Origin of the sequence: Comamonas resistens, assembly GCF_030064165.1 — a bacterium.
Lineage (GTDB): Bacteria > Pseudomonadota > Gammaproteobacteria > Burkholderiales > Burkholderiaceae_C > Comamonas > Comamonas resistens.
On sequence record NZ_CP125947.1, the window covers coordinates 1,878,722 to 1,901,946 of the forward strand.

The following is a 23,225-nucleotide window of genomic DNA, read 5'->3' on the forward strand; positions in this document are numbered from 1 at the left end:
TCCCCCTCTCTCGCTTTGCTTCGCAATGCGGGAGGGGGACAACAGCCTCGCTGCGGGGCGGCGGGGCCGCCTAGGCCCTTGCTTGCTGTTACTGGCTTGGATTGCGCCAGTTTGACGGGTTGGTATCCAAAACATAGCTGATGGCGCTTTCTGCTTAGGCGCTCGAATCGGATTCGATATGAAATTCACGCACAAGCCATGGATATGGGCGGCGGTTGCCGGTCTCGGCGCCTTGCTGAGCTTTGCCAGCCACGCGCTGACGGCCGAGCAGGCCTATGCCATGGCCGCGGCCGACGATGCCGAGCAACGCGTGCAGGCCATCAATCAGGCCGTGCTTGCTCCTGACGCCCAGGTTGACGGCGGGCGTCTGGCGGCCTACCTCTCAGCGCTCTCCAACGATGAAGTTCGCGTAGCTCAGGGCAGGGCCTATGTGCTGAGCGGCGACGCCGCCACGGATCCCGCGACGGGCGAGGCCGCCAAGCTGCCGGCGGACGCCGAGGAAGTCGTCAACAACAATTACCTGCGCTCCGTCATCGACACGGCGCAGGCCGCCCTGGCGCTGGGCAGCAGGGATGTGAGCGCGCGCCGCCGTGCTGCCGGAAAGCTGGCGGCCGAGCCCGATGCCGAGCGGCTGCCCGTGATCGAGAAGGCGCTGGCCGGCGAGACCGATGCGCAAGTCAGGGACCTGCTGGCCAGGGCCAGGGCTGCCAGCCTGCTGGACAGCGAAGACCTGCAGCAGCGTTTGCAGGCCGTGGAGCAACTCGCTCACCAGAAGACGCCCGAGACCCAGTTGCTGCTGAACCAGCGCCTGTCCGGGGAGTCCGATCCGGGCGTGCAGAAAGCCATCAAGGCGGCGCTGGCCGGCATCGAGGAAAGCCTGGCCTGGGGCGATCGAATCGGCGCCGCCTTCAGCGGCATCAGCCTGGGCTCGGTGCTGCTGCTCGCGGCTCTGGGCCTGGCCATCACCTACGGCCTGATGGGCGTCATCAACATGGCCCATGGCGAGCTGATCATGATCGGTGCCTATGCCACTTATCTGGTGCAGGTCGCATTCCAGCGCTGGGTGCCAGAGGCTGCTTTTGGCTGGTATCTGGTGGTGGCGATCCCCGTTTCCTTTCTGGCCGCCGCCCTGGTGGGGGCGATTCTGGAGCGTGGCGTGATCCGTTTTCTCTACGGTCGCCCGCTGGAGACCTTGCTGGCCACTTTCGGTATCAGCCTGGTACTGCAGCAGACCGTGCGCAGTGTGTTTGGGGCGCAGAACGTGGGGGTGGAGAACCCCGGCTGGATGAGCGGCGGCATTGCGCTGCTGCCCAATCTCACGCTGCCATGGAACCGCATCGCCATCATCGTGTTTGCCTTTGCCGTGCTGGCGGCCGTGGCCCTCATGATCGCCAGGACGCGTCTGGGCCTGTTTGTACGCGGCGTGACGCAGAACCGCGCCATGGCCTCCTGCGTGGGCGTGAACACCGCACGCACCGACACCTATGCGTTTGCACTGGGTTCGGGCATTGCCGGGCTGGCGGGCTGTGCCTTGAGCCAGATCGGCAATGTGGGGCCGGATCTGGGCCAGAACTACATCGTTGACAGTTTCCTGGTCGTGGTGCTGGGCGGCGTCGGCCAACTGGCCGGCACGGTCTATGCGGCCCTGGGCCTGGGCGTGCTCTCCAAGCTGCTCGAAGGCTGGACCGGCGCCGTACTGGCCAAGATTGCCGTGCTGTTGTTCATCGTGATCTTCATTCAAAAGCGTCCGCAAGGAATCTTTGCCTTGAAGGGCCGCAGTGCGGAAACATGAAACACCCCCTGAGTCGCTTCGCGCCTTCCCCCTGCAGGGAGACGACACCCTCGGTGCGGAGCGGCCCTTCCGCGGTGTCTCGTACTTGGGCCGCGCCAGTTGTGCAGGCCATGTGCCTTGCTCCACATGAGGGAAAACTGACATGACAACCCAATCCATACCCATCGAACTGCCCAAGCCCGCGCCGCTGCTATCAGCCAAGGGCTGGACGGTGTTTCTCATCTCGCTGATCCTGGTCTGTGCCGTGGCTCCGGCACTCAATCTGTGGGTGCCCGAGGGCAGCGCCCTGCATCTGTCCGACTACATGCTGGGCTTGCTGGGCAAGTTCCTGTGCTATGCCATCTGCGCTCTGGCCATCGATCTGATCTGGGGCTATACGGGCATTCTGAGTCTCGGTCACGGCCTGTTCTTTGCGCTGGGCGGCTATGTGATGGGCATGTACCTGATGCGGGAGGCCGCTGGTCCCGGCGCTCTGCCGGCCTTCATGGGCTTTCTGGACTGGAAGGAGCTGCCATGGCACTGGGCGCTTTCGGGCAGCTTTGCCGCCACGGTGCTGCTGGTGTTTCTGGTGCCGGGCCTGATCGGGGGCGTGTTCGGCTACTTTGCCTTCCGCTCGCGCATCAAGGGCGTGTATTTTTCCATCATCACCCAGGCCCTGACCTATGCCGCCATGCTGCTGTTCTTCCGCAACGAGACCGGCTTTGGCGGCAACAACGGCTTCACGGGCTTCAAGACCCTGCTGGGCTTTTCCGTCAACTCGCAAGCCATGCATGTGCTGCTGTTTGCTCTCTCGGGGTTGGCGCTGCTGGGCTGCTTTCTGTTCTCGCGCTGGCTGATCCGCAGCAAATACGGCCGCGTGCTGCAGGCCGTGCGCGATGCCGAGTCGCGCACCATGTTCTGCGGCTACAACCCGCTGCCCTACAAGCTGTCGATCTGGGTCATCTCGGCCATGATGTGCGGTCTGGCCGGCGCGCTCTATGTGCCGCAGGTGGGCATCATCAATCCCAGCGAAATGAGCGTCGGCAATTCCATCGAGATGGCGGTGTGGACGGCCGTGGGCGGCCGTGCTTCGCTGGTCGGGCCCATCATCGGCGCGTTTGCCGTCAACGGCGGCAAGAGCTGGCTCACCGTGGCGGCACCCGAGTACTGGTTGTATGTGCTGGGCGCGTTGTTCATTGTCGTGACGCTGTTCATGCCCGGCGGCCTGATCCGTCTGCCAGGGCAGATCCGCCAGTGGCGTGAAAAACGCAGCGCGCAGACGCAGTCGGAGCTGAACCATGCCGCAGCCGCCATGGCCCGGAAAGCCAGCGAGCGCGCTGTCGCCGACACACTGAAAGGAGCCCGCGCATGACCCCCGACCTGATGCAGGAAGGCGCGGACCGGCTGGCCGCCTACCAGTTGCGTGAAGCCGCGCTGCATACCGAGTCCGGCGGCCGCAATGCCAGTCTGGCCCGGCCCGTGATTGCCGGCGAGGTCGATGTGACCCATGGCCGAATCCTCTACATCGAGGACGTGCATGTGAGCTTTGATGGCTTCAAGGCCATCAACGGCCTGAACCTGGACATCGCGCCCGGCGAGCTGCGCTGCATCATAGGCCCCAATGGTGCGGGCAAGACCACGATGATGGACATCATCACCGGCAAGACCCGCCCCGACAGCGGTACGGTGTTCTTCGGCTCCACCATCGATCTGCTGCGCTACAGCGAGCCCGAGATCGCAGCCATGGGCATTGGCCGCAAGTTCCAGAAGCCCACGGTGTTCGAGGAACTCACGGTGTTCGAGAACCTGGAGCTGGCGCTCAAGACCCACAAGGGCATTGCCGCCTCCATGCGGTTCAAGCTCAATGGCGAACAGAAAGACCGTATCGGCGAGGTTCTGCACACCATTCATCTGGCGGGCAGCGTGACGCGACAGGCGGGTCTGCTCAGTCACGGCCAGAAGCAGTGGCTGGAGATCGGCATGCTGCTGGCGCAGGAGCCCAAGCTGCTGTTGCTGGACGAGCCCGTGGCCGGCATGACTGATGAAGAGACCGTGCGCACGGCCGAATTGTTTCTCACGCTCAAGGGCAAGCATTCGCTGATGGTGGTGGAGCATGACATGAGTTTCATCGACACCATCAGCGAGAAGGTCACGGTGCTTTGCGATGGCTCGGTGCTGGCCGAGGGCTCGTTGGCCGAGGTGCAGTCAGATGAGCGCGTCATCGAAGTCTATCTGGGGAGGTAGCGCCCTGAGGCACTTCGCGCCTCGTCTCCAACGCAAACCTGTGGTTTGCCGGGCCGTGTTAGCGGCTCTTAGTCCAGAAAAGATAGCTGCTTGCGCTTGATGTGTAAGCGTCAGAGGTCAAAAATGCTTAAAGTCCAAAATCTGCACCAGTACTACGGCGGCTCGCATATCCTGCGCAATGTGAACATCACGGCCGAGATCGGCAAGGTCACGGTGCTGCTGGGCCGCAATGGCGTGGGCAAGACCACCTTGCTCAAAAGCCTGATGGGTCTGGTGCCCATCAGGAGCGGCAGCGTTGAATGGCAGGGCCGGGATGTGGCGCGCAAGACGCCTTATGAGCGGGCGCGCAGCGGCATCGGCTATGTGCCTCAGGGCCGTGAAATCTTCTCGCGCCTGTCGGTCGAGGACAATCTGCGCATGGGCTTGTCATACTGCTCGGCGCGCACCAGGATACCGGGCGAGCTGTATGAGCTGTTTCCCGTGCTCAAGCAGATGCTGCACCGCCGTGGCGGCGATCTTTCGGGCGGTCAGCAGCAGCAGTTGGCCATTGCCCGGGCACTGGCACCGCAGCCCAAGATCCTGATTCTGGACGAGCCCACCGAAGGCATACAGCCCAGCATCATCAAGGACATAGGCCGCGTGATCCGCATGCTGGCCCAGCGCGGCGATATGGCAATCCTGCTGTGCGAGCAGTACTATGATTTTGCGGAGGAACTGGCCGATCACTATGTGGTGATGGAGCGCGGCGAGGTGATTGCCGCAGGACCGGGCAGTGAGATGCAGCAAAAAGGCATTCGGAAATTGGTGGCAATCTGACCCATGGCTTGGCATGCGCAACTGGCGCTCGACTATCGCGAGCAGGAAAACAAAACCGCACTGCACTTCACGCACGATGGTCCATTGCGCGTGCTCAGGAGCCTGTACCCCGAGGGGCCGGGCATCTGCCACAACGTGCTGGTGCATCCGCCCGGCGGCCTGGTTGGCGGCGATGTGCTCGACATCCGCGTCCATGTCGGTGAGGGCGCACATGCGCTGATCACCACGCCCGGCGCCACACGTTTTTACAGAAGCAACGGCCAGCAGGCGCTGCAGCGCTCGCGATTGCAGCTTGCCGCTGGCGCAAGGCTTGAATGGCTGCCGCTGGAAACCATTGCCTACAACGGGTGCGATGCGGTCAACCGGCTCGAATTCGATCTGGCCGACGGTGCGCAACTGCTGGCCTGGGACGTGACGGCGCTGGGCCTGCCGCTGGCCGGGCAGCCGTTCGAGCACGGCAGTTTCACCCAGCACCTGCAATGGCCGGGGCGTTTCCTGGAGCACGGCGTGATTGCCGCGCAGGACTGCCTGCTGCTCGACGGCGACTTGGGCCTGGCAGGGCAGCGCTGTCTGGCCAGCCTGGTCTTTGCCAGCGGCTCGCCGCTGCAGCGTGCGCAGCGAGAGGCGCTGCTGGAAGCCACCCACGAGTTGCTGCAATCCGCGCCGGAAGCTGTCATCGCCGGGGTGACGGCGCCGAACGAGCATATGCTGGTGCTGCGCGCGCTGGCGCCGGTGGTGGAGCCTGCAATGGCGTTCTGGAAAAGCGCCTGGGCACTATGGCGTGGGCAGATCTGGGGGCTACAGGGTGCGATGCCCCGTATCTGGTCCATGTGACAAAAGTGCTGTTACAACCTGCGAACGCAATAGGTGGTGTAAATGCGCTATGCAACTGAAAAAATGCGCTATTCAGCTGAACAACTGCTGTTGGCCGCCAAGGTGCTGGAGTTGGCGGAAAAGCTGGCAGCGGAGGCCTTTGAGAGTGGAAAACGGCAGGTAATGGGGGCTGCGGTTGGCGCACGGTTTGGCGATCTTGTTGCGCCTGCTGAAATTGACGAAGGGCAACTTGCCTGGAGCCGAGAGCATCCTATGGATGAGTTCCTGCATTTGGCACTGGAGCGTATTGAATCGGCTGCTGATTACATTTTTCAAAATCGATGAATACACCAGGTCTGCGAACTTCTAAATTCCTGCCGGCGGATTGAGCATTAACTTGAGATACGTCGCAAATGTGCGAGCACGTATCTAAATCGGGCGATTACGGGGCTAGTTGCTCCCGCAGGGTTGCCAATATTTCTTCAGAAAGCGCCGGGTTGCCCGCTGCCGTGGCGCGTGCGAGGACCAAGGCACCGACCATGCTGCTGAGGGTCACGATAGTCTGATTGCGCTTGGCCGCGTCGTCACCCTGGAGCACGCTCATAAAGCGCTGGATGTTGCGCTCCACCCCCTGCGCAAAAACCTCCGACATTTCAGGCCCCGCTCTTGCGGCATCTGCAGCCAATGCCGCAGCCGGGCAGCCCTCTCCAGGGTGATCGCGGTGGGCCGCAGAAAGATAGCCATGCACCAGTGCTCGGAGTCTGGTTGCAGGAGCGCCATCTGCCTCTGAAGACTCCAGTCCGTCCAGCGGCGTGATCGTCCACTCGAATGCGCGCAGGCAGGCCTCGCGTGCGAGCGCATCCTTGGACTCGAAGTGTCGGTACAGCCCGCCATGTGTCAATCCTGCATCGCGTGTGATCTCAGCCACGCCCACGCCATCCAGGCCTTTTTCTCGATAAAGGCGCGCAGCGGCATCCACGATTCCTTCGCGGTTCTCTGCGGCCTGTGCTTTGCTCACTTTCATACGTTAGATGATACCCATCATCAAAACTCATTTATGATTGCAGGCATCATCAATAGGAACACGCTCCGCTCTTCGCAAGAGTTGGGTTTAACAGTGGAAGGTGCAGCATGGATCGTCGGGTAGTCATCACCGGCTTGGGCTTGGTGTCTCCTCTTGGGTGCAAGGTGGAACTGGCCTGGCAGCGCCTGCTGGCCGGCCAGTCCGGGGTACGCGCCTTGAATGCCGACCTGGGTGAAGGCACAGGTGTTTCTGTCGCTGGGCGGGTGCCTGACTTGGAAGAGGATCCCCAAGCCGGGTGGAGCCCCGAAGCCGCTATCTCGGCCAAGGAGCTGCGCCGCATGGATCGCTTCATTGCATTTGCATTGGGTGCGGCAGACCAGGCTCTGGCACACGCACAGTGGCGCCATCCAAGCGCCGAACAGCAGGAGCGCGCGGCGACCATCATCGGCTCCGGTGTTGGCGGCTTCGGCACCATTGTTGATGCGGTGCGAACTACGGATGGCAAAGGGCCGCAGCGCCTCTCGCCTTTCACCGTACCGGCTTTCCTGGCCAATCTGGCTGCTGGCCAGGTATCGATCAGGCACCAGCTCAAGGGTCCGTTGGGGGCTCCGGTGACGGCTTGCGCCGCCAGCATCCAGGCCATTGGCGATGCCGCACGTTTGATTCGCAATGACGAAGTGGACATGGCGCTCTGCGGTGGTAGCGAAGCCACCATTGACCGGGTTGCGCTAGGCAGCTTTGCCGCAGCAAAAGCCGTCACGACCTACTGCGACGGCGATCCCGCGAAGGCTTCCCGCCCCTTTGACCTGGCTCGGGACGGCTTTGTCATGGCCGAAGGTGCGGGCCTGCTGGTGCTGGAGGCACTGGATCATGCATTGGCGCGTGGCGCCAAGCCGCTGGCCGAAGTCGTGGGCTACGGCACCTCGGCCGATGCCTATCATGTCACTTCCGGGCCCGAGGATGGGGCCGGCGCCGCACGGTCGATGCGCGCCGCGTTGCGCCAGGCGCGGTTGCAAGCTCGTGATATTCAGCACCTGAATGCTCATGCGACCTCCACACCCGTCGGTGACCGAGGTGAGCTGGCTGCCATGCGTCAAGTGTTTGGAGCAGGCTTTGGCCCCTCGATCACGGCCACCAAATCCGCCTTGGGTCACATGCTGGGAGCTGCCGGCGGGGCTGCTGCGATCTTCACCGTCTTGGCCTTGCGCGACCAGGTCGCACCGCCCGTGCTCAATCTCGAGCATCCAGACCTATTGGCTGACGGTCTGGATCTGATCGCCGGAAGTGCGCGTGCCCATGCGATAGAGCACGCCATGCTCAATGGATTTGGTTTCGGCGGTGTCAATGCATCACTGATTTTGAAGCGATTTACAGTCTGAACCAAGCCGTCATTAGAGACCTCAATAGGCTACATCACACATGAGGTTCCCCTGCAGTTGTTCAGATTTTTAGCCTAAACGACTGCTAATGGGGCGGAAGGCGATCGTCTCAGAACGACTCGTTGCTGTCTGTTTGAGCTTCTCTTGCCGATGTCCACTATGCAGCGGTTACAGCTACGCATGACAGCAAAGCGACCTATCGGTAACTACTCCATAGAGGTCATCCGAGCATCGATACGGGCGGTGGCCCAACGCCGGATTTCTCGTAAGCAAGAGACAATGGGTCCGATGGTTTGCTGACGGTCCGCGTTATCACAGTTCATGAACAAGCGCTGCAGGCTCGATGCAGTCATTTAACCTAAGCCAAGGCAGATTCTGTGCGACGACTCCTACTTCAAATGATCTAGTTGAGCTTGAACGAAAAAATCACGAGTTCAATATAAAAAGCCGCTTTTCCTAAAGAAGCTTCGGTAGCTCTGATCTTCTGCCTGCAAAAATGGCTTGAACTGCTCGTAGTCCTTGTATGCAACTTCAAAACCTAAATTTTCTAATTGATCCACAAAGCTCGCGTCTTTGATCACGTTGTTGATCTCGGAGGATAGAAATAGAGCCAGTTCGGATGAAGCCCTCTTGGGAAGAAAGATTCCTTGCCAATATTCAAAGCTGACGCCTTGTAGCCCCTTTTCATGAAAAGTTGGGACATCGGAGAAGCGTTTAGACCTGTGAGCCGATGCAATGCCTAATGCGTGTATCTTTTGACTTTCCAGATGGGGAGCGATGGGAGCAAGCCCCGCAATCAGTAAGTCCACTTGATTGCTCATCAGGCTTGCAGTTGCGGAAGCACCCCCCACGTATGGGACATGCAATAACTCCACCCCCAGGGCTTTGCCCAAGCTCTCTCCCACCAAATGCTGCAAGCTGCCCACTCCTGAGGATGCGAAGCTCAGGCCACGGATATTTTTCTGGGCTGCAGTTGCGATATCCCCCAGCTGATGTATTGCGGAGTCACCCCGTGTGACAAGAACAATAGGAGCAGAAGAGACTTTGGCCACCGGCACCATGTCAGCGACTTCGCCCGACTCCCGGCTTCTGCTGTAGATTGGATTGATGAAAATTTCGGCAGGCGACGCCAAGAGCAGCGTATTTCCATCGGGTCTGGATTGCGCAACATAGTTCGCAGCAATGGCTCCGCCTGCGCCCGCCCTGTTTTCCACATAGACGGGACGTTGCAGTCGCGCGGAGAGCCGACTGGCAAACGCGCGCGCCAAGGTGTCCATCGCACCACCGGCTTCGAAGCCAACAACAATTTTGATGGGTTGGCGAGATGCTGCTTTATCGGCACAAGCTGCACTCATCAGCAGCCCGCAAAGTAGGCAGGCTCGAATTAGCGTTGTGGCAAAGTTCATCAATCGTCAAACAGAACGGCAAAGGGAATGCCCGCATCCCAAGCATTCAGGGTGGGTGAACATTACGGTGTGATAGCTTGAAATCAGCAGTAATTTGCCGAGCAGGCATAGAAATGAGGGTTGCTCAAATCTTGCTTCCCGTAGCTCAGAACATCTCCATTGAGCGCATGAATCTGGCCACCTGCAGCGACCAGCACCGCATGGCCCGCAGCGATATCCCATTCCATGGTGCGCCCCAAGCGGGGGTAGAGGTCTGCTTTTCCTTCGGCGACTAGACAAATTTTGAGCGATGAGCCTGCACTTTTAAGCGACCGCACCAAGCGCCCATCGAGAAACTGATCCAGCGCATCAGCATCGCCGTGCGAACGACTGGCCACCACATCAAGACCGTCGTCTGGAATGTTTCGGCATTCAATGGATTGGCGCTTCCCTTGCACTTCCAGCCATGCTCCAAGTCCAGTGGCACCTGCGTACATGCGATCCAGCGCTGGTGCGAAAACGACGCCCAGCACAGGGGCTCCATTTTCGATCAGCGCAATATTGACGGTGAACTCGCCATTGCGATTAATGAATTCCTTGGTGCCATCGAGAGGATCGACCAGCCAGAAGCATTGCCCCATCTCAGGAACATATCCCGCAGCAGCAGCTTCTTCAGAAACGACGGGAAACCGCGGCTGCAAGGCATCCAGACGCTCAAGAATCAGACGCTCGGCCTTTTCGTCGGCTTCAGTCACCGGCGATGCATCCTGCTTGCCGCGCACTTCAAAGTCGTCGCGGTAGATCTCCATGATTAATGCACCCGCTTCGCGGGTGATGGTCATAACGTCTTCAAGCAGTGCGCCTTGAGTCAGAGTCACAAAAATCTCCTGTTTTGTTATTCATATGGTCCGTTTGGCCTATGTGCCATTCAGAGGATAGGCCGACAGTAAATGCATCCGGATTTCCGCAAATAAGCGATTGAATGTTTAACAGGAATGCGCATGGCTGTTGGTAAGAAACTCAGCGTCCAAGAAATCAATCCACTGCGAATTCAGGCCGTGAAATTGCGGCTTGAAGGCAAAACGCTCAAAGAGGTCGGCATGGCAACAGGCCTGTCCACGCCAACCATCATTGCCGCCCATAAAGCCTGGCAGGAAGGAGGCTGGAATGCCGTTCTCGTGCGCGAGCGCGGTCGCAAGCCCGGCGAAGGCCGCACCTTGTCCGCAACACAGGAGCAGGACATCTATGTCCAACTGGTCAGCTCTCAGCCTGCTGACCATGGCTTGCCGTTTCTGCTGTGGCAGCTGGAAGCCATGCAGCAGCTGATCTTTCAGCGTCAGCAGCTGGAGTTGCCTGAGCGCACCAGCGCCCAATACCTGCAGCGCTGGAATCTCAATGCCGACCGCCCTGTCAAGCGCATGAAGCGGGCCTCCACCAATGTGCAACGCTGGTACGCCAGCACTTATCTGGACATTTGCGAGCAAGCCAGAAAAGAGAGTGCCAGCATTGTTTGGATCGACGATTTTGGCGCCCATAACAACTGCCCAGGACGCCTCAGGCACGGCATCCTGCGTGCCGTCAACAATCGCGGCAAGGTGTACTGGCAACCGTACGAGGGCAGCCTGCGCGCCGCGCATCTGGAAGATTTTTTTGATCGCCTAGGGCGCTCCAACGAAGGCAAGATCTTTGCCCTGCTTCCGGCCATGCAGTGGCAGCGCGCCGCCACTTTTTCATCGCTTTCAGGCGACAGCAACGAATGGCTGCGCCTGTTTCATTTGCCTGTCGCCACAGAGATGCTCAGCCACTCGAGTGAATTGGCCAGCAGCATTCTGAAGGCCGCACAAGACACATCGTTGACACCGAAAAGCACGTCAGCAAAAGCCCCAGCGCCACCGAAGCTCGACCCTATGGCGAGCATGGCGCAGCAAATTCTAAAACATCAATTCGCGCAAAAATTTGATTTAGCGGACTCCTACAGTTGGCAGCACCCAAAACCAAAAACCAAGGAGAAATCTGTGGTGCTGACTCATTTGCAAAGGCTGGAAGCCGAAAGCATTCAGGCCATGCGCGAGGTTGTTGCTGAGGCAGAAAACCCCGTCATGCTCTACTCCATCGGTAAGGACAGTGCAGTCATGCTGCATCTGGCGATGAAGGCCTTCTATCCGGGTAAACCACCTTTCCCTTTGCTACATGTGGACACAACCTGGAAGTTTCAGGACATGTATCGCTTTCGCGATCAGATGGCAGCCAAGCTAGGCATGGATCTGTTGGTCCACATCAACCCCGAAGGTCTTGAAATGGGTATCAGCCCATTCAAGCATGGCTCGCAAATTCATACCGACGTCATGAAAACCGAAGGTTTGAAACAGGCTCTCGACAAGTATGGCTTCGACGCCGCCTTTGGTGGTGCGCGCCGCGATGAAGAGAAGTCTCGCGCCAAGGAACGCATCTTTTCCTTCCGCTCGGACCAGCACCGCTGGGATCCCAAGAACCAGCGTCCGGAACTCTGGCATCTGTACAACACACGCAAGAACAAAGGCGAATCAATCCGAGTGTTCCCGCTGTCCAACTGGACCGAGCTGGATATCTGGCAATACATCTATCTCGAAAACATCCCCATCGTTCCACTCTATTTTTCAGCGCCTCGCCCAGTGGTGGAGCGAGACGGCACGCTGCTGATGGTCGATGACGAGCGCATGCCGCTCAAGAGTGGCGAAGTTCCCATGATGCGCAATGTTCGCTTTCGCACCCTGGGCTGCTACCCCCTGACGGGTGCCGTCGAATCCGACGCTAATAGCTTGCCCAAGATCATTCAGGAAATGCTGCTGACCCGTACTTCGGAACGACAGGGCCGGATGATCGACCACGACTCGGCCGCATCCATGGAAAAGAAGAAGCAAGAGGGGTATTTCTGATGTCACATGTATCCGCACTCATCTCTGAAGATATCGAGAAATACCTGAAGGCGCACGAGCAGAAAAGCCTGCTGCGCTTCATCACCTGCGGCAGCGTGGATGACGGCAAGAGCACGCTGATCGGACGCTTGCTGTACGAATCCAAGATGCTGTTTGAGGACCAGATGGAAGCACTGGTCGCTGACTCCAAAAAGGTCGGCACGCAGGGCGGCGAGCTCGATTTCGCGCTGCTGGTCGATGGTCTGGCTGCAGAACGCGAGCAAGGCATCACCATTGATGTGGCCTACCGCTTCTTTTCGACCGACCAGCGCAAGTTCATCGTGGCCGACACGCCTGGCCATGAGCAGTACACCCGCAATATGGTCACCGGTGCCTCCACCGCCGATGTCGCCGTGGTGATGATTGATGCGCGCCGAGGTGTGCTGACTCAATCCAAGCGCCATAGCTATCTGGCATCGCTGATTGGCATACGCAAAATCGTGCTGGCCGTCAACAAGATGGACTTGATGGGTTATTCCGAAAAAGTCTTCAACGACATCGTGGCCGACTACCGCGAGTTCGCCAAGAAAATCAATCTGGAAGACATCACGGCCATCCCCATGTCAGCCTTGCGTGGCGACAATATCACCGAGCAGAGCGAGCACATGCCCTGGTACCGCGGTACCACGCTCATGGGTTATCTGGAGACGGTGGAAATTGACGAAGCGCGCCAGCAGAAGCTGCCGTTTCGCATGCCTGTGCAATGGGTCAACCGCCCCAACCTCGACTTCCGCGGCTTTGCGGGCTGCATTGCCAGCGGCCAGATTCACCCCGGAGATACCGTCCGCATCCTGCCCAGCGGGCGCGTGACCAAGGTTGCGCGCGTCGTCACCCAAGATGGTGATCTGCAGCAGGCTGTTGCCGGTCAGTCCGTCGCTCTGACCTTGGCTGACGAGGTGGACTGCAGCCGGGGCGATGTGATTGCTGTCGCCGATGCACCTTCCGATGTGGCCGATCAGTTCCAGGTCACGCTGATCTGGATGCATGAGCAGCCCATGCTCGGTGGTCGCCCATATCTGATGAAGATTGGCGGTAAGACAATTCCCGTCACCTTTGCCGCACCCAAGTACAAGATCAATGTCAACACGCTGGAGCACCTGGCTGCGAAGGAGCTGGCGCTCAATGAAATCGGCGTCTGCAATCTGTCCAGCAGCCAGCCTATCGCTTTCGATGCCTATAAGGACAATCGCGAAACAGGCAGCTTCATCCTGATTGATCGCCTGAGCAACGCCACGGTGGGCGCGGGTCTGATCGACTTTTCGCTGCGTCGCTCGCAGAACATTCATATGCAGCATGTGAATGTGAACCAAGAAGCGCGCTCCGAACGCATGCATCAAAAGCCGGCCCTGCTATGGTTTACCGGTCTGTCGGGCGCTGGCAAATCCACCATTGCGAACCTGCTCGAAACCCGTCTGCATGCGCGTGGCCGGCATACCTATCTGCTCGACGGCGACAACGTGCGCCACGGCCTCAATCGCGACCTTGGCTTCACCGACGCAGACCGCGTGGAGAACATTCGTCGCGTCGCTGAAGTAGGCAAGCTGTTTGTGGACGCCGGGCTGATTGCCATCACCGCCTTCATCTCGCCATTCCAGGCAGAGCGCGAAATGGCGCGCAAGCTGGTGAAAGATGGCGAGTTCCTCGAAGTATTCATCGACACACCGCTTTCCGTTGCCGAAGAGCGTGACCCTAAGGGCCTCTACAAGAAAGTGCGCCGTGGCGAGCTGAAGAACTTCACGGGGATCGACTCACCGTTTGAAGTGCCGGAGTCTCCGGACATTCATATATCCACCCCCACGATGACTGCGCAAGAGGCCGTGGACAAGATCATCGCCGAACTGGTGGCCCGCGAAATCATAGCTGCGGAAGACTAAAGCAACTGGATGAACTGTGGCGTTGCCAGCCTTTGCAACGCCCCTCTTTCTTCTTTCATCCACCGCACACAGCCACCACCTGGCAATGCGCGGTACACAAAGAAAGCCAGATCATGGATACCCAAACCATCAATGAACAACTGCTCAGCGGCGAAACCTGGTCGCAGTTCTGCGATCACCTCAAGCGCTGCGGCCAGCAGATTCTGCGTCCCGAAACCCCTGCCGACCCCGCAACGCGGGCAGAAGGCTATCGCTATCTGACCCGACTGCTGCGCATCGCACTGGAGATGCATGTGGAATTCGCCGACCCGGCGTTTCCCAGCTTCTTCAAGACCTCGCACGAAACTGCCAAGATTGGCGCGGACAACCCGGACAATATTTACGAATACTCGCGCCTCAACGGTTCCATGCAATACCGCATTCATGGCAACCGGGGCACGGTTTCCTACCTGAGCATTGCCACGCAAAAAGGCGGCTATGAAACCGATGGCCGCATGGTCGTTACCGGGTTTATCGACGCCACACAGCTCCAGACTGATGAGAACGGCGACTTCGAACTCATCGTCAGCCGTGACCCGCAGCCGGGTAATTGGCTGCCCATGGAAGATGCCTCGGTGTCCTTGCTGGTGCGCCAGACCTTCATGGACCGCAAGATCGAAGTTCCCGCCAAGCTCGCCATCGAGCGCATTGGCACCACGGACACCCCCGGCCCACTGGATCCGCAGGTGCTGGCGCAGTCGCTGCAGCGCGTGACATCCTTTGTCGAAAACACCGCCAAGCTTTTTGCAGATTGGGCTCAAAGCTATCTTCCTCATAGCAATCAGTTGCCGCCAGCCGATCAGGCCTCCTGCCAATCCGTCGGCGGTGATCCCAATATCTTTTACTACCACTCGCACTGGGAACTGAGCGAGAACCAGGCCCTGGTCATTCATATCGACAAGGTTCCGGAATGTTCGTTCTGGAATCTGCAGATCAATAACTACTGGCTGGAGTCTTTGGACTACCGCTACCACCAGATCTGCATCAACAAGCATCAGGCGCAGTACGACGAAAACGGCGGCGTCACTTTGGTGCTGAGTGAAAAAGACCCCGGCATTGCCAACTGGCTGCAGACAGCCGGCGTGCGCCAGGGAACCATGTGCCTGCGCTGGGTCGGAGCCAAGGAACAGTGCCACCCCACGACCCAGGTGATCTCGATGGACCAGTTGACGGAGACTGTATGAACGCCCATGTAAACCCCCAAGCACTGCAGGTCCAGGAGCTGCTGCAAGCTGCGCGTGAGCGCGCACCAGGCCTAGTGAATTTTGGCGATGACAACTATCAACAAGCGCTTGAAGCTCTAACTCAAGCGCTGAACACCGAAGCGAAACTGTCTGCGGCCGGCATTGCCATGATGCGCGAGCGACTCGTGGGCCAACTGGTCAACCGTCTGATCATGGAAGACTATTTCAAGCGCTTCCCCGAAATTGCACAGGTCGGGATCGAAGACCCATTGGTCATCGTGGGTCTGCCGCGCACCGGCACCACCATGCTGCAGCGAACACTAGCCGTTGACCCGCGCTTTTACTCTGCGGCCTGGTGGGAGACCCGCTACCCCGCGCCGCTGACAGGGGAGGGTCCGCAAGATTGTGCAAACCGCATTGCAATGGCCAAGGCGGAAGTGGCTCAGATGATTGAGGCCATTCCGCAGATTCTGTCCATCCACCCCATGAGCGCCACGCTGTGCGACGAGGAATTCATGCTCATGGAGCATTCCTTTCTCTGCGCCATGGATGCCTACGCCGATGTGCCCAGCTACACGGCCTGGCTGGATCAGCAGGATCAACGCCCCGTCTATACGCAGCTCAAGAAGATGCTTCAGTTTCTGCAATGGCAAAAGCATCAGCGCGGTGAAGCGCAGGGCCAGCGCTGGCTGCTCAAGGCCCCGCAGCATCTGCATACGCTGGAAATTCTGCTGTCCGTCTTTCCCCAGGCTCAGGTCATTCTGACCCATCGCGAGCCCGCGCAGACCATCCCCTCCATGGCCAGCATGGCGCATACGCTGTGGCAGATCTACAGCGATCAGCCGGACCCGCGCTCCGCAGGTCGGCAGTGGAACAGCCGCATGGCGCGTGGCATTCACCACACCATGCAGGTACGCGAGCAGCAGGACAGCCAGCGCTTCCTGGATATCCACTTCTCAGACACCGTGGCCAAGCCCATGGAGGTGCTCGAGGAGGTCTATAAGTTTGCCAAGCTGCCCTTCACCGAGAAAGCCCGCGCCGATGCGCAGCAATGGCTGTCCAGCAACGGCCGTGAGAAGCGTGCGGGCCATGACTACAGCCTGGAAACGTTTGGTCTGAGTGAGCAGCAGATGCAAAGCGACTATGCGCTGTATCGGTCCAGGCATCTGCAAACCCAGGGCTGAGAGGAGAGTTCGGCTCTATGGAAAAAATCATGTTCAGCCTGTGGTGCCCGCGCAGCATTCGGCTGACAACTGGTGCCAGTCCCTGATGGATTTGCAAGCACTGTAGTGCTTCGCAGATTTGTGTCTCAGTCTGTCGCTGGACAGCGTATTCATGCTGTGTCCATCCCGGCGCCGACCAAGCAGTGGCTGCGGGCCTGCATGCCTATCTGGTCTGCGAGTCCGAGCTCTGCATCCTCACCAGCTTTCATCAAGTCAGCGCCTAAGACTGGCTCATCGTAAAAGGAGACAAAACATATGTTGGACTTAGAGGCCATTGAGCTCATCAAACAACTCAAGGCGCGCTACTTTCGCGCTATTGATACCTGCAACCTGGAATTGCTGCAGGGCCTCTTGACATCAGATATCAAACTGGCTTTCAAAAGCCCTGCCTATGAATTCCATCTGGTCGGCATAGACAAGGCGCTCGACTTCTACAGAACCTCTTTTACCAAGACCCGCCTGGCCATGCACAACGGCCACACACCGGAGATTGAGGTCAAGGGAGACGAGGCCACCGCGCTTTGGTATTTGAACTACGTTTTTATCAACCTCGAAGAGAAAACGCATATGCACGGCGGTGCGATCTATGAAGACCGCTATGTCAGGCGTGGTGGCCGCTGGTGGATTGCAGAGACTGGCTACAAGACCCTGCTTGAAACCGTTGAGCCGCTGAGCGAGCAATTGCAGATCACCTCCAAACCCATCAACTGAAGCGACATCCAATATGACCAAAGCAGCCAATCTAGTCACCTCCATCAAAGTGGAAATCAATGCACCCGCCAGCGTGGTCTGGGAAGTGCTGGCGGATCTGGAAAACTATCATCTCTGGAATCGTTTCTGTCCCGACATCCGCTGTGGGCTCAAGCTCAATGACCTCGTTGAGATGAAAATTCGTCATCCGCTGACGAGCGAAGTCTGGCCAGTCAATGAGTATCTGGTGGCATTTGAACCCGAGCAACTGCTGTCCTGGGAGCAGCGCCCAGTGCCAGGAAACAAGGATGCCGCACGCCGCGATCAATACATAGAGGCGATTGACACCAACCGCTGCACCTATTTCACCACCGACCAATTCCTTGGACTGAACGCAGACACGATCATGCGCGAGCATGGTGCCTGGGTAAAGATCGCCTTTGATCAGGTGGCTGTCGATGTCAAAAGCCGTTCAGAGGAACTCCATTTCGCCCGCACCAAGGCTGCGTTCTGAAAAGCAACTAATCCCTAAACCTATAAACCCAAGGAGGCCTTCATGCTCTTGAAGAACAAAGTCATCATCATCTCTGGCATCGGCCCCGGCATGGGCATCAAACTCGCCCTGCGCGCGGCAGAGTATCAGGCCAAGGCCGTGGTGCTGGCTGCCCGCACGCAGTCCATGCTGGATGAAACGGAGCAAACCATTCGCGATGCAGGCTACTCCTGCGAAATTCTCAAAGTCGCCACCGATATCTCCCTGCCCGAGCAATGCCAGCGGCTCGCAGAGCTAACCATCGCTAAGTTCGGTCGCATCGATGCGCTGATCAACTCGGCCTATGCACATGGGACCTGGGAATCCTCGAGCAACTCGTCTATGGACGACTGGCGCAAGGTCATGGAAGTCAATCTGTATGGCTCCATGAACATGACCCAGGCGGTTGTTCCGCAGATGAAAAAACAAAAAGACGGCAGCATTGTGATGATCAACACCATGGCGACTCGCCGTCCCAATCAGCTGGAGGCAGGCTACGCGGTATCCAAAGGCGCCTTAAAAACAGCAGTGCAATATCTGGCAGAGGATTTGGGGCCTTTTGGTATTCGCATCAATAGCACCTACAACGGATGGATGTGGGGTGCTCCTGTCAAAACTTATTTCCAGGCCGAAGCCAAGCGTCAGGGCGTTCCTATGGAGTCACTGGTAGATCTCATCGCCAAGCAGATTCCATTGCGCAATGAGATCCCGGATGATGCAGATTGCGCTTCAGCCGCGCTCTATCTGGCCAGCGACTATGCGCGAGCGGTGACGGGCGCTCAACTGGACGTCAGTGGCGGTCATTACCTACCTCACTAAATTTCAGCGGAGAACGGCCTGCAGACTTTTTTGGATATTGAGGAAATCAAACAACTCAAGGCACGCTACTTCCGCAGCACCGACACCTGCAATCTAGAGCTTTTGCAAACCGTTCTGGCAGATGATGTACATCTCCGCGCTGACAGCCCAACCTACCAGTACGAGATCAATGGTATCGACGAAGCCATGAATTTCTACCGCAATGCCTTCACCAGCCGGCGTTTGGGCATGCACAACGGGCATATGCCAGAAATCAAGATCGATGGCGACACTGTTACGGGAATCTGGTACCTCAATGATCTGCTTATCAATCTTGATGAGCAGATCATCCTCACTGGCAGTGCGCTGCACGAAGACTGCTATATCAAAGTCGCCGGTCAGTGGCGAGTGCAACGCACGGCTACAGGCGGCTGCTGGAGATGATTGAACCTCTGAGCAGTGGTTGTCGCATCACATCGCAATCTATTACGAGCAGCGTATCGGTACATTGATGGCGATGGGACTGCATCTAGGCAGGTAGTAGGCAGTCTTGGCCTATCTTTTGAGCATAGGAGGCAGTCCAAGCCGCTCGATGTTCGGTACCGGTAACGGTGGCTGTTGTGCGATAAAAATTCAAAGGCGCTTCTCAGCTGTGGATTCAACCGATCGATGCAACGCATTCGTCAAACATCTCAACCGAAATATGCAATCAGGTATGAGTTTGGATAAGGATCCCCTTTTTTCTATGTACTGGCCTGCTTGTCCAGCGCATAGCTGGCGAAATGGGCCGTAGACACTGCAACTCTGTTACGGCCTGTCGTCTTGGCGCTGTATAGCGCTTGATCGGCCGCGTAGATAAAAGCTGCTATATCGGTTTCCCATTCAGGCGTCCAGGTCACCACGCCTACGCTAATCGTGATATGGCCGTACTCGCTGCCTCGATTCTTAATCGAGAGGTCGGAGACTTTCATGCGAATGCTCTCCGCGATGTTGATGGCTCCATCCTGCGTGGTGTCTGGCAAGACGACCACGAACTCCTCACCGCCATAGCGAGCTGCACTGTCTCCAGGGCGGCGAATATTGTTGGCAATACACTTTGCGACGGCCACTAAGGCCTCATCGCCAGCTTGGTGACCATAGGTATCGTTGTAGCTCTTGAATCTATCAATGTCCATGAACAGCAACGAGAGCATGCTGCCGTTGCGCCTGGCACGACGCCATTCCTGATCGAGGATTTCGTCAAGCGTGCGGCGGTTGTTCAATCCCGTCAGTCCATCGGTCCTGGCCAGCATTGCAAGCTCTGACTCAGCCAATCTTCTTCGCTTCATCTGTGTTCCTAAAGCGATGGACAAGGCGATGAAGGCGACGACGAGTATGCCCAGGACTACGGAGATGGTGAGCGCGCGATGCCGCCAGGCAGCGTAGATGTCGGAGTGAGCCTCTGCCACCATGATGATGAGTGGCAAATTGGAGAGATTCTTAAAGTAATAGCGCCGCTGCACCCCATCGATGGTTGAGGTGCCTGAAAAACTACCCTCAGCTGCCAATAGAAACTGCTTGAAAGTACTGGCGTTGTGTATATCACTTCCAATGACTTTCTCGTCGTAGGGCTGACGCATGATCATCGTGCCGTCGCGCCGTATCAGCGCTATGGACCCATGTGGCCCAAGAGACAGTGCTGAAAACAGGTTGTGAAAGTAATCCAACTGCACAGCGATCAGCACAATCCCTGCAAAAGATCCATCAGCGCGAGAAATCCGACGGCTTAGCGGAATACTCAAAGAGCCATCACGCAACCGTGAGGCGTAGGGGCGGCCCACATACAAACCGACGTCCGGGTGGTCTCGATGCACCTGGAAATATTCGCGGTCTGCGAAATTAGCCTTTCTCGGCACGCTGCTTGCTGCATCAATGAGGATACTGCCCTCTGCATCCAGCACCAGCATCGATCCTAGATGAGTCGCAGTTGCGGCCCTGTCGAACAGCGCCATATTGCGCAGCTGAGGTGAGGCAGCGAGCACTTCGGGGTCGCTCATTCCTTCAACGGCAGCTTGAAGCGACAGTGCATAGAGCTCAAAAGTTCGCTCAATGTCACGCTCGGCCAGGAGAGCCACATTACGAGATGCCTCTGCTGCGCGATCCATTGCATCAACGCGACTTTGGTACAGGACCGCCGCGCAAATAGTCGCCATCAACACCGCAATCACGACTCCGGCGGTTGTGATGATGGACCCGTGGAGGTCTTGCCTGAAAGAAAACCATCGAAATGAATCGGTAACGTTGCGCGTCACAACTTTTGCTATCTCCGTGCACTTACGTTACTAAGGTTGAGCGCTGCCAAATTCCTGATACCAAGTGCCGTCTGACGACACAGACGCTCTCAACCTGGAACCATCAGGCAACAATGAAAATTGTTGAATAGTTTGGTTCAGCTCGAGGTGGCATGTGATTGGATATTTCAATTTTCTGACGTGAGTTGATGCAAATCAGTCGATATGAATGAATCAAAACGAAGGCGTGTGGCTACATCTAACCCAAGCTCATAGCAAGGCAAGGGCTAAGCGATTGAGGAAAGGTTTACGGCAGCAAATGTTACGAGCCATTGGGGGCTTGGTTGGTTCGCGGTGGGGTGTACCGTGGGGATGAGAACGTAAATGACGGGTTGCGTGGCCTGTTGCCGCCCCCTTGCGGTCTTTTGGCTTCCTGCTAGCAACGACCTTGCTTTGCAATGAAGCCTGCCATCAATGTGGTTGGCTCTGGTAAGGCCAACCGCGCGCCGCATGGACGCACTACATCAGCACATCGCGCAGAACCTCGCTCAGCCGCTTACGCTGCCACTCTTGGCTGAGCGTATCCACGTCAGCGAACGACAACTGGCGTGCCTGTTCAAGACCGAGCTGCGCACCATACCCGCTGCATACATCGAGTCCGTGCGCGTGGAGGTGGCGCGCAATCGACTGGAGACGACGGATGAGCCACTGGAGCGCATTGCCACAGCCTGTGGCCTGCATACCACTGATACGCTGACCCGTGCGTTCCGCAGGCAACTGAACACCACGCCTGCCGAATATCGCATCCGGTTTCGCACCTCTTAATGAAAAGGCTAGCTGCTGCATCGCGCCACTTGGTGGGGCCATTGTTCAACCGAGTTGCTCCGGCATCTTGCGTAGCCGAGATGACTTTCTGCCACGATTGGCGATCCATGAAAAAGACCGCCGAAAGCTTCATGGGCAACGACGGACGCACATGCGGTCTATTTTTTGACTTGGCAGACCAGCCTATTGAAGTCACCATGGTCGTGAGCACGCTGGACATCAAACGGTTTTCCCGTACCTGTGCGACGAAAATCAATGTGCTCTACATCCAAACGCCAATTGATCTCGGGATGACTGCATCGGATAGGAGACTTGCATGGCAACTTCTACAGGTTGGTTCTATTGGGCGGTACTGTCTGCCGTGTTTGCCGCGCTCACCGCCATTTTTGCCAAAATCGGCATTCAGGGCGTGGACTCGGACTTAGCCACGCTCATTCGCACGGTCATCATCATCGTTGTGCTGTCGGCATTTGTTGGGCTGACAGGCAAATGGACTAACCCCTTAAGCCTCTCTCCGCGGACATGGGTATTCCTAGGGCTTTCAGGGTTGGCGACAGGCGCGTCCTGGGTGTGCTATTTCCGTGCGCTAAAGATCGGCGCAGCATCCCAGGTTGCTCCCGTGGACAAATTCAGCTTGGTTCTCGTTGCGTTGTTTGCCGTCATTTTTCTGGGGGAGCGGCCGTCCTTGCGCGAGTGGTCAGGGATCGCGCTGGTGGCATCAGGCGTTCTGGTGCTTGCATTCAAGCGGTGAACGACCCAGGTAAGTACCTCTGTACACTTGTGGCTCCTGAGATCAATGCAGTGTCTCTGGCTAGCGAGTCGACATCTTGCACTGGGCTGTTGCCTGGTTCGTAGACACCAACTCAAGCTTCCTAGAGCTTTATCGGACTGATGTGTCCAAGCGATCAGTTGCTCAATGCGGTGCAGTTCGCAGTGCTCTCCCAATGCCAGCACGTCATCGCGCTCGATCTTGAGCTTGGCAACTTCTTTGCGCCGTCGCTCTATCTCAGCCTGCTCGGGCTTCATCACGTCCTTGCCGGGGAAGAGTGGTTCGGTGCAGGAGGATGTGAGAGCAGGGCGTCTACGGCGACTATTTGAAGACTACGAGATCAATCCGCAGGAGCAGAGCTTTTGTGTCTACGCAGCCTATCTTCCGAATCGTAGATATTCCCGAAAAGTGCAGGCCTTTCTGGATTCCCTGGTGGGCGCAGCAGCAGGATAACTGCCGATGGATTCCCTTGGGCTTATTCACATTAGGCTGTGCAGCAGTATCTCGCCGTCCCGCGGCATGTCTCAAAGCAACTCAGCCGCGCGACTCATGCGGTTGAATCGACATCCATTCTGGAGCCCAAGTCAGAGAAGCCGCCAGGCAGAGGAAGGCCATGAAGTGGGCTCTCCGGTACT

The 23,225-nt window shown here is 57.8% G+C and carries 20 protein-coding genes and 1 pseudogene; 17 read left to right on the forward strand and 4 right to left on the reverse strand.

What is annotated here, in order from left to right; translation table 11 throughout:
• Positions 1 to 178 precede the first annotated feature (178 nt).
• The 6 genes from urtB to QMY55_RS08875 all read left to right on the forward strand — a co-directional run bounded on the left by urtB (position 179) and on the right by QMY55_RS08875 (position 5,989).
• Complete coding sequence (gene urtB, locus QMY55_RS08850; RefSeq protein ID WP_283488252.1) at positions 179 to 1,792, forward strand: urea ABC transporter permease subunit UrtB; 1,614 nt, start codon at positions 179 to 181, stop codon at positions 1,790 to 1,792.
• A gap of 142 nt (positions 1,793 to 1,934) precedes the next feature.
• Positions 1,935 to 3,143, forward strand: coding sequence for an urea ABC transporter permease subunit UrtC (urtC, locus tag QMY55_RS08855; RefSeq protein WP_283488253.1), 1,209 nt, complete (start codon positions 1,935 to 1,937; stop codon positions 3,141 to 3,143).
• Positions 3,140 to 4,015, forward strand: coding sequence for an urea ABC transporter ATP-binding protein UrtD (gene urtD / locus QMY55_RS08860; RefSeq protein ID WP_283488254.1), 876 nt, complete (start codon positions 3,140 to 3,142; stop codon positions 4,013 to 4,015). Before urtC ends, urtD begins: the two co-directional genes overlap by 4 nt.
• Before the next feature lie 123 nt (positions 4,016 to 4,138).
• Positions 4,139 to 4,831: an urea ABC transporter ATP-binding subunit UrtE gene (urtE, locus tag QMY55_RS08865; RefSeq protein WP_283488255.1), complete on the forward strand. Its 693-nt coding sequence runs from the start codon at positions 4,139 to 4,141 to the stop codon at positions 4,829 to 4,831.
• Positions 4,832 to 4,834: 3 nt separating this feature from the next.
• The gene (locus tag QMY55_RS08870) at positions 4,835 to 5,665 is read left to right on the forward strand and encodes an urease accessory protein UreD (protein WP_283488256.1); all 831 of its coding nucleotides are present in this window, start codon (positions 4,835 to 4,837) and stop codon (positions 5,663 to 5,665) included.
• Between the two features lie 42 nt (positions 5,666 to 5,707).
• Positions 5,708 to 5,989 carry a hypothetical protein gene (locus tag QMY55_RS08875; protein WP_283488257.1) on the forward strand — a complete coding sequence of 94 codons (282 nt, stop codon included), beginning with the start codon at positions 5,708 to 5,710 and terminating at the stop codon, positions 5,987 to 5,989.
• A gap of 97 nt (positions 5,990 to 6,086) precedes the next feature.
• On the opposite strand, the gene QMY55_RS08880 is transcribed toward QMY55_RS08875, so the two are convergent.
• Positions 6,087 to 6,668 carry a TetR/AcrR family transcriptional regulator gene (locus QMY55_RS08880; RefSeq protein WP_283488258.1) on the reverse strand — a complete coding sequence of 194 codons (582 nt, stop codon included), beginning with the start codon at positions 6,666 to 6,668 and terminating at the stop codon, positions 6,087 to 6,089.
• A 107-nt stretch (positions 6,669 to 6,775) separates the two neighbouring features.
• On the opposite strand from QMY55_RS08880, the gene QMY55_RS08885 reads away from it, so the two are divergent.
• Positions 6,776 to 8,047 (forward strand): beta-ketoacyl-[acyl-carrier-protein] synthase II, encoded by a 1,272-nt coding sequence (locus tag QMY55_RS08885; RefSeq protein WP_283488259.1) that lies wholly within the window; start codon positions 6,776 to 6,778, stop codon positions 8,045 to 8,047.
• A 434-nt stretch (positions 8,048 to 8,481) separates the two neighbouring features.
• Here the strand turns inward: QMY55_RS08885 and QMY55_RS08890 are convergent, their stop codons facing one another.
• Together QMY55_RS08890 and cysQ are read right to left on the reverse strand one after the other, a co-directional pair.
• A complete protein-coding gene (locus tag QMY55_RS08890) occupies positions 8,482 to 9,453 on the reverse strand; it encodes a Bug family tripartite tricarboxylate transporter substrate binding protein (RefSeq protein WP_283488260.1) in 972 nt (323 codons plus the stop codon).
• A gap of 83 nt (positions 9,454 to 9,536) precedes the next feature.
• Entirely contained in the window at positions 9,537 to 10,310 is a 774-nt protein-coding gene (gene cysQ, locus QMY55_RS08895; RefSeq protein WP_283488261.1) for a 3'(2'),5'-bisphosphate nucleotidase CysQ, read from the reverse strand.
• A 1,134-nt stretch (positions 10,311 to 11,444) separates the two neighbouring features.
• Between cysQ and cysD the strand changes: the two are divergent.
• The 8 genes and pseudogenes from cysD to QMY55_RS08935 form a co-directional block, all read left to right on the forward strand.
• Positions 11,445 to 12,347: pseudogene (gene cysD, locus QMY55_RS08900) on the forward strand (sulfate adenylyltransferase subunit CysD); the annotation flags it as partial.
• A complete protein-coding gene (cysN, locus tag QMY55_RS08905; protein WP_283488262.1) occupies positions 12,347 to 14,260 on the forward strand; it encodes a sulfate adenylyltransferase subunit CysN in 1,914 nt (637 codons plus the stop codon). The pseudogene cysD and the gene cysN, both read left to right, overlap by 1 nt.
• A 113-nt stretch (positions 14,261 to 14,373) precedes the next feature.
• Complete coding sequence (locus QMY55_RS08910; protein ID WP_283488263.1) at positions 14,374 to 15,483, forward strand: DUF1214 domain-containing protein; 1,110 nt, start codon at positions 14,374 to 14,376, stop codon at positions 15,481 to 15,483.
• Entirely contained in the window at positions 15,480 to 16,667 is a 1,188-nt protein-coding gene (locus QMY55_RS08915; protein ID WP_283488265.1) for a sulfotransferase family protein, read from the forward strand. Before QMY55_RS08910 ends, QMY55_RS08915 begins: the two co-directional genes overlap by 4 nt.
• Before the next feature lie 294 nt (positions 16,668 to 16,961).
• Positions 16,962 to 17,417, forward strand: a complete 456-nt coding sequence (locus QMY55_RS08920) for a nuclear transport factor 2 family protein (protein WP_283488266.1) — start codon at positions 16,962 to 16,964, stop codon at positions 17,415 to 17,417.
• 13 nt (positions 17,418 to 17,430) lie between these two features.
• A complete protein-coding gene (locus QMY55_RS08925) occupies positions 17,431 to 17,910 on the forward strand; it encodes an SRPBCC domain-containing protein (RefSeq protein WP_283488267.1) in 480 nt (159 codons plus the stop codon).
• Between the two features lie 42 nt (positions 17,911 to 17,952).
• Positions 17,953 to 18,747 carry an SDR family oxidoreductase gene (locus tag QMY55_RS08930; protein ID WP_283488268.1) on the forward strand — a complete coding sequence of 265 codons (795 nt, stop codon included), beginning with the start codon at positions 17,953 to 17,955 and terminating at the stop codon, positions 18,745 to 18,747.
• 30 nt (positions 18,748 to 18,777) lie between these two features.
• Positions 18,778 to 19,170 carry a nuclear transport factor 2 family protein gene (locus QMY55_RS08935; protein ID WP_283488269.1) on the forward strand — a complete coding sequence of 131 codons (393 nt, stop codon included), beginning with the start codon at positions 18,778 to 18,780 and terminating at the stop codon, positions 19,168 to 19,170.
• Between the two features lie 299 nt (positions 19,171 to 19,469).
• Here QMY55_RS08935 and QMY55_RS08940 read toward each other — a convergent pair whose 3' ends face one another.
• On the reverse strand, positions 19,470 to 20,918 hold the full coding sequence (locus QMY55_RS08940; protein WP_283488908.1) for a sensor domain-containing diguanylate cyclase: 1,449 nt from the start codon (positions 20,916 to 20,918) through the stop codon (positions 19,470 to 19,472).
• 588 nt (positions 20,919 to 21,506) lie between these two features.
• On the opposite strand from QMY55_RS08940, the gene QMY55_RS08945 reads away from it, so the two are divergent.
• Positions 21,507 to 21,821 carry a helix-turn-helix domain-containing protein gene (locus QMY55_RS08945; protein WP_283488270.1) on the forward strand — a complete coding sequence of 105 codons (315 nt, stop codon included), beginning with the start codon at positions 21,507 to 21,509 and terminating at the stop codon, positions 21,819 to 21,821.
• A 316-nt stretch (positions 21,822 to 22,137) separates the two neighbouring features.
• Positions 22,138 to 22,572, forward strand: a complete 435-nt coding sequence (locus QMY55_RS08950; protein WP_283488271.1) for an EamA family transporter — start codon at positions 22,138 to 22,140, stop codon at positions 22,570 to 22,572.
• Positions 22,573 to 23,225 lie beyond the last annotated feature (653 nt).

Excerpts from the sequence above, each read along its gene's own strand:
- urtE (WP_283488255.1), top strand. The coding sequence starts at position 4,139 with ATGCTTAAAGTCCAAAATCTGCACCAGTACTACGGCGGCTCGCATATC.
- QMY55_RS08910 (WP_283488263.1), top strand. The coding sequence starts at position 14,374 with ATGGATACCCAAACCATCAATGAACAACTGCTCAGCGGCGAAACCTGG.
- urtD (WP_283488254.1), top strand. The coding sequence starts at position 3,140 with ATGACCCCCGACCTGATGCAGGAAGGCGCGGACCGGCTGGCCGCCTAC.
- QMY55_RS08880 (WP_283488258.1), bottom strand. The coding sequence starts at position 6,668 with ATGAAAGTGAGCAAAGCACAGGCCGCAGAGAACCGCGAAGGAATCGTG.
- QMY55_RS08925 (WP_283488267.1), top strand. The coding sequence starts at position 17,431 with ATGACCAAAGCAGCCAATCTAGTCACCTCCATCAAAGTGGAAATCAAT.
- QMY55_RS08950 (WP_283488271.1), top strand. The coding sequence starts at position 22,138 with ATGGCAACTTCTACAGGTTGGTTCTATTGGGCGGTACTGTCTGCCGTG.
- QMY55_RS08870 (WP_283488256.1), top strand. The coding sequence starts at position 4,835 with ATGGCTTGGCATGCGCAACTGGCGCTCGACTATCGCGAGCAGGAAAAC.
- urtB (WP_283488252.1), top strand. The coding sequence starts at position 179 with ATGAAATTCACGCACAAGCCATGGATATGGGCGGCGGTTGCCGGTCTC.
- QMY55_RS08875 (WP_283488257.1), top strand. The coding sequence starts at position 5,708 with ATGCGCTATGCAACTGAAAAAATGCGCTATTCAGCTGAACAACTGCTG.
- QMY55_RS08930 (WP_283488268.1), top strand. The coding sequence starts at position 17,953 with ATGCTCTTGAAGAACAAAGTCATCATCATCTCTGGCATCGGCCCCGGC.
- QMY55_RS08940 (WP_283488908.1), bottom strand. The coding sequence starts at position 20,918 with ATGGCGACTATTTGCGCGGCGGTCCTGTACCAAAGTCGCGTTGATGCA.
- cysN (WP_283488262.1), top strand. The coding sequence starts at position 12,347 with ATGTCACATGTATCCGCACTCATCTCTGAAGATATCGAGAAATACCTG.
- QMY55_RS08890 (WP_283488260.1), bottom strand. The coding sequence starts at position 9,453 with ATGAACTTTGCCACAACGCTAATTCGAGCCTGCCTACTTTGCGGGCTG.
- QMY55_RS08920 (WP_283488266.1), top strand. The coding sequence starts at position 16,962 with ATGTTGGACTTAGAGGCCATTGAGCTCATCAAACAACTCAAGGCGCGC.
- QMY55_RS08885 (WP_283488259.1), top strand. The coding sequence starts at position 6,776 with ATGGATCGTCGGGTAGTCATCACCGGCTTGGGCTTGGTGTCTCCTCTT.
- urtC (WP_283488253.1), top strand. The coding sequence starts at position 1,935 with ATGACAACCCAATCCATACCCATCGAACTGCCCAAGCCCGCGCCGCTG.
- QMY55_RS08915 (WP_283488265.1), top strand. The coding sequence starts at position 15,480 with ATGAACGCCCATGTAAACCCCCAAGCACTGCAGGTCCAGGAGCTGCTG.
- QMY55_RS08945 (WP_283488270.1), top strand. The coding sequence starts at position 21,507 with ATGGACGCACTACATCAGCACATCGCGCAGAACCTCGCTCAGCCGCTT.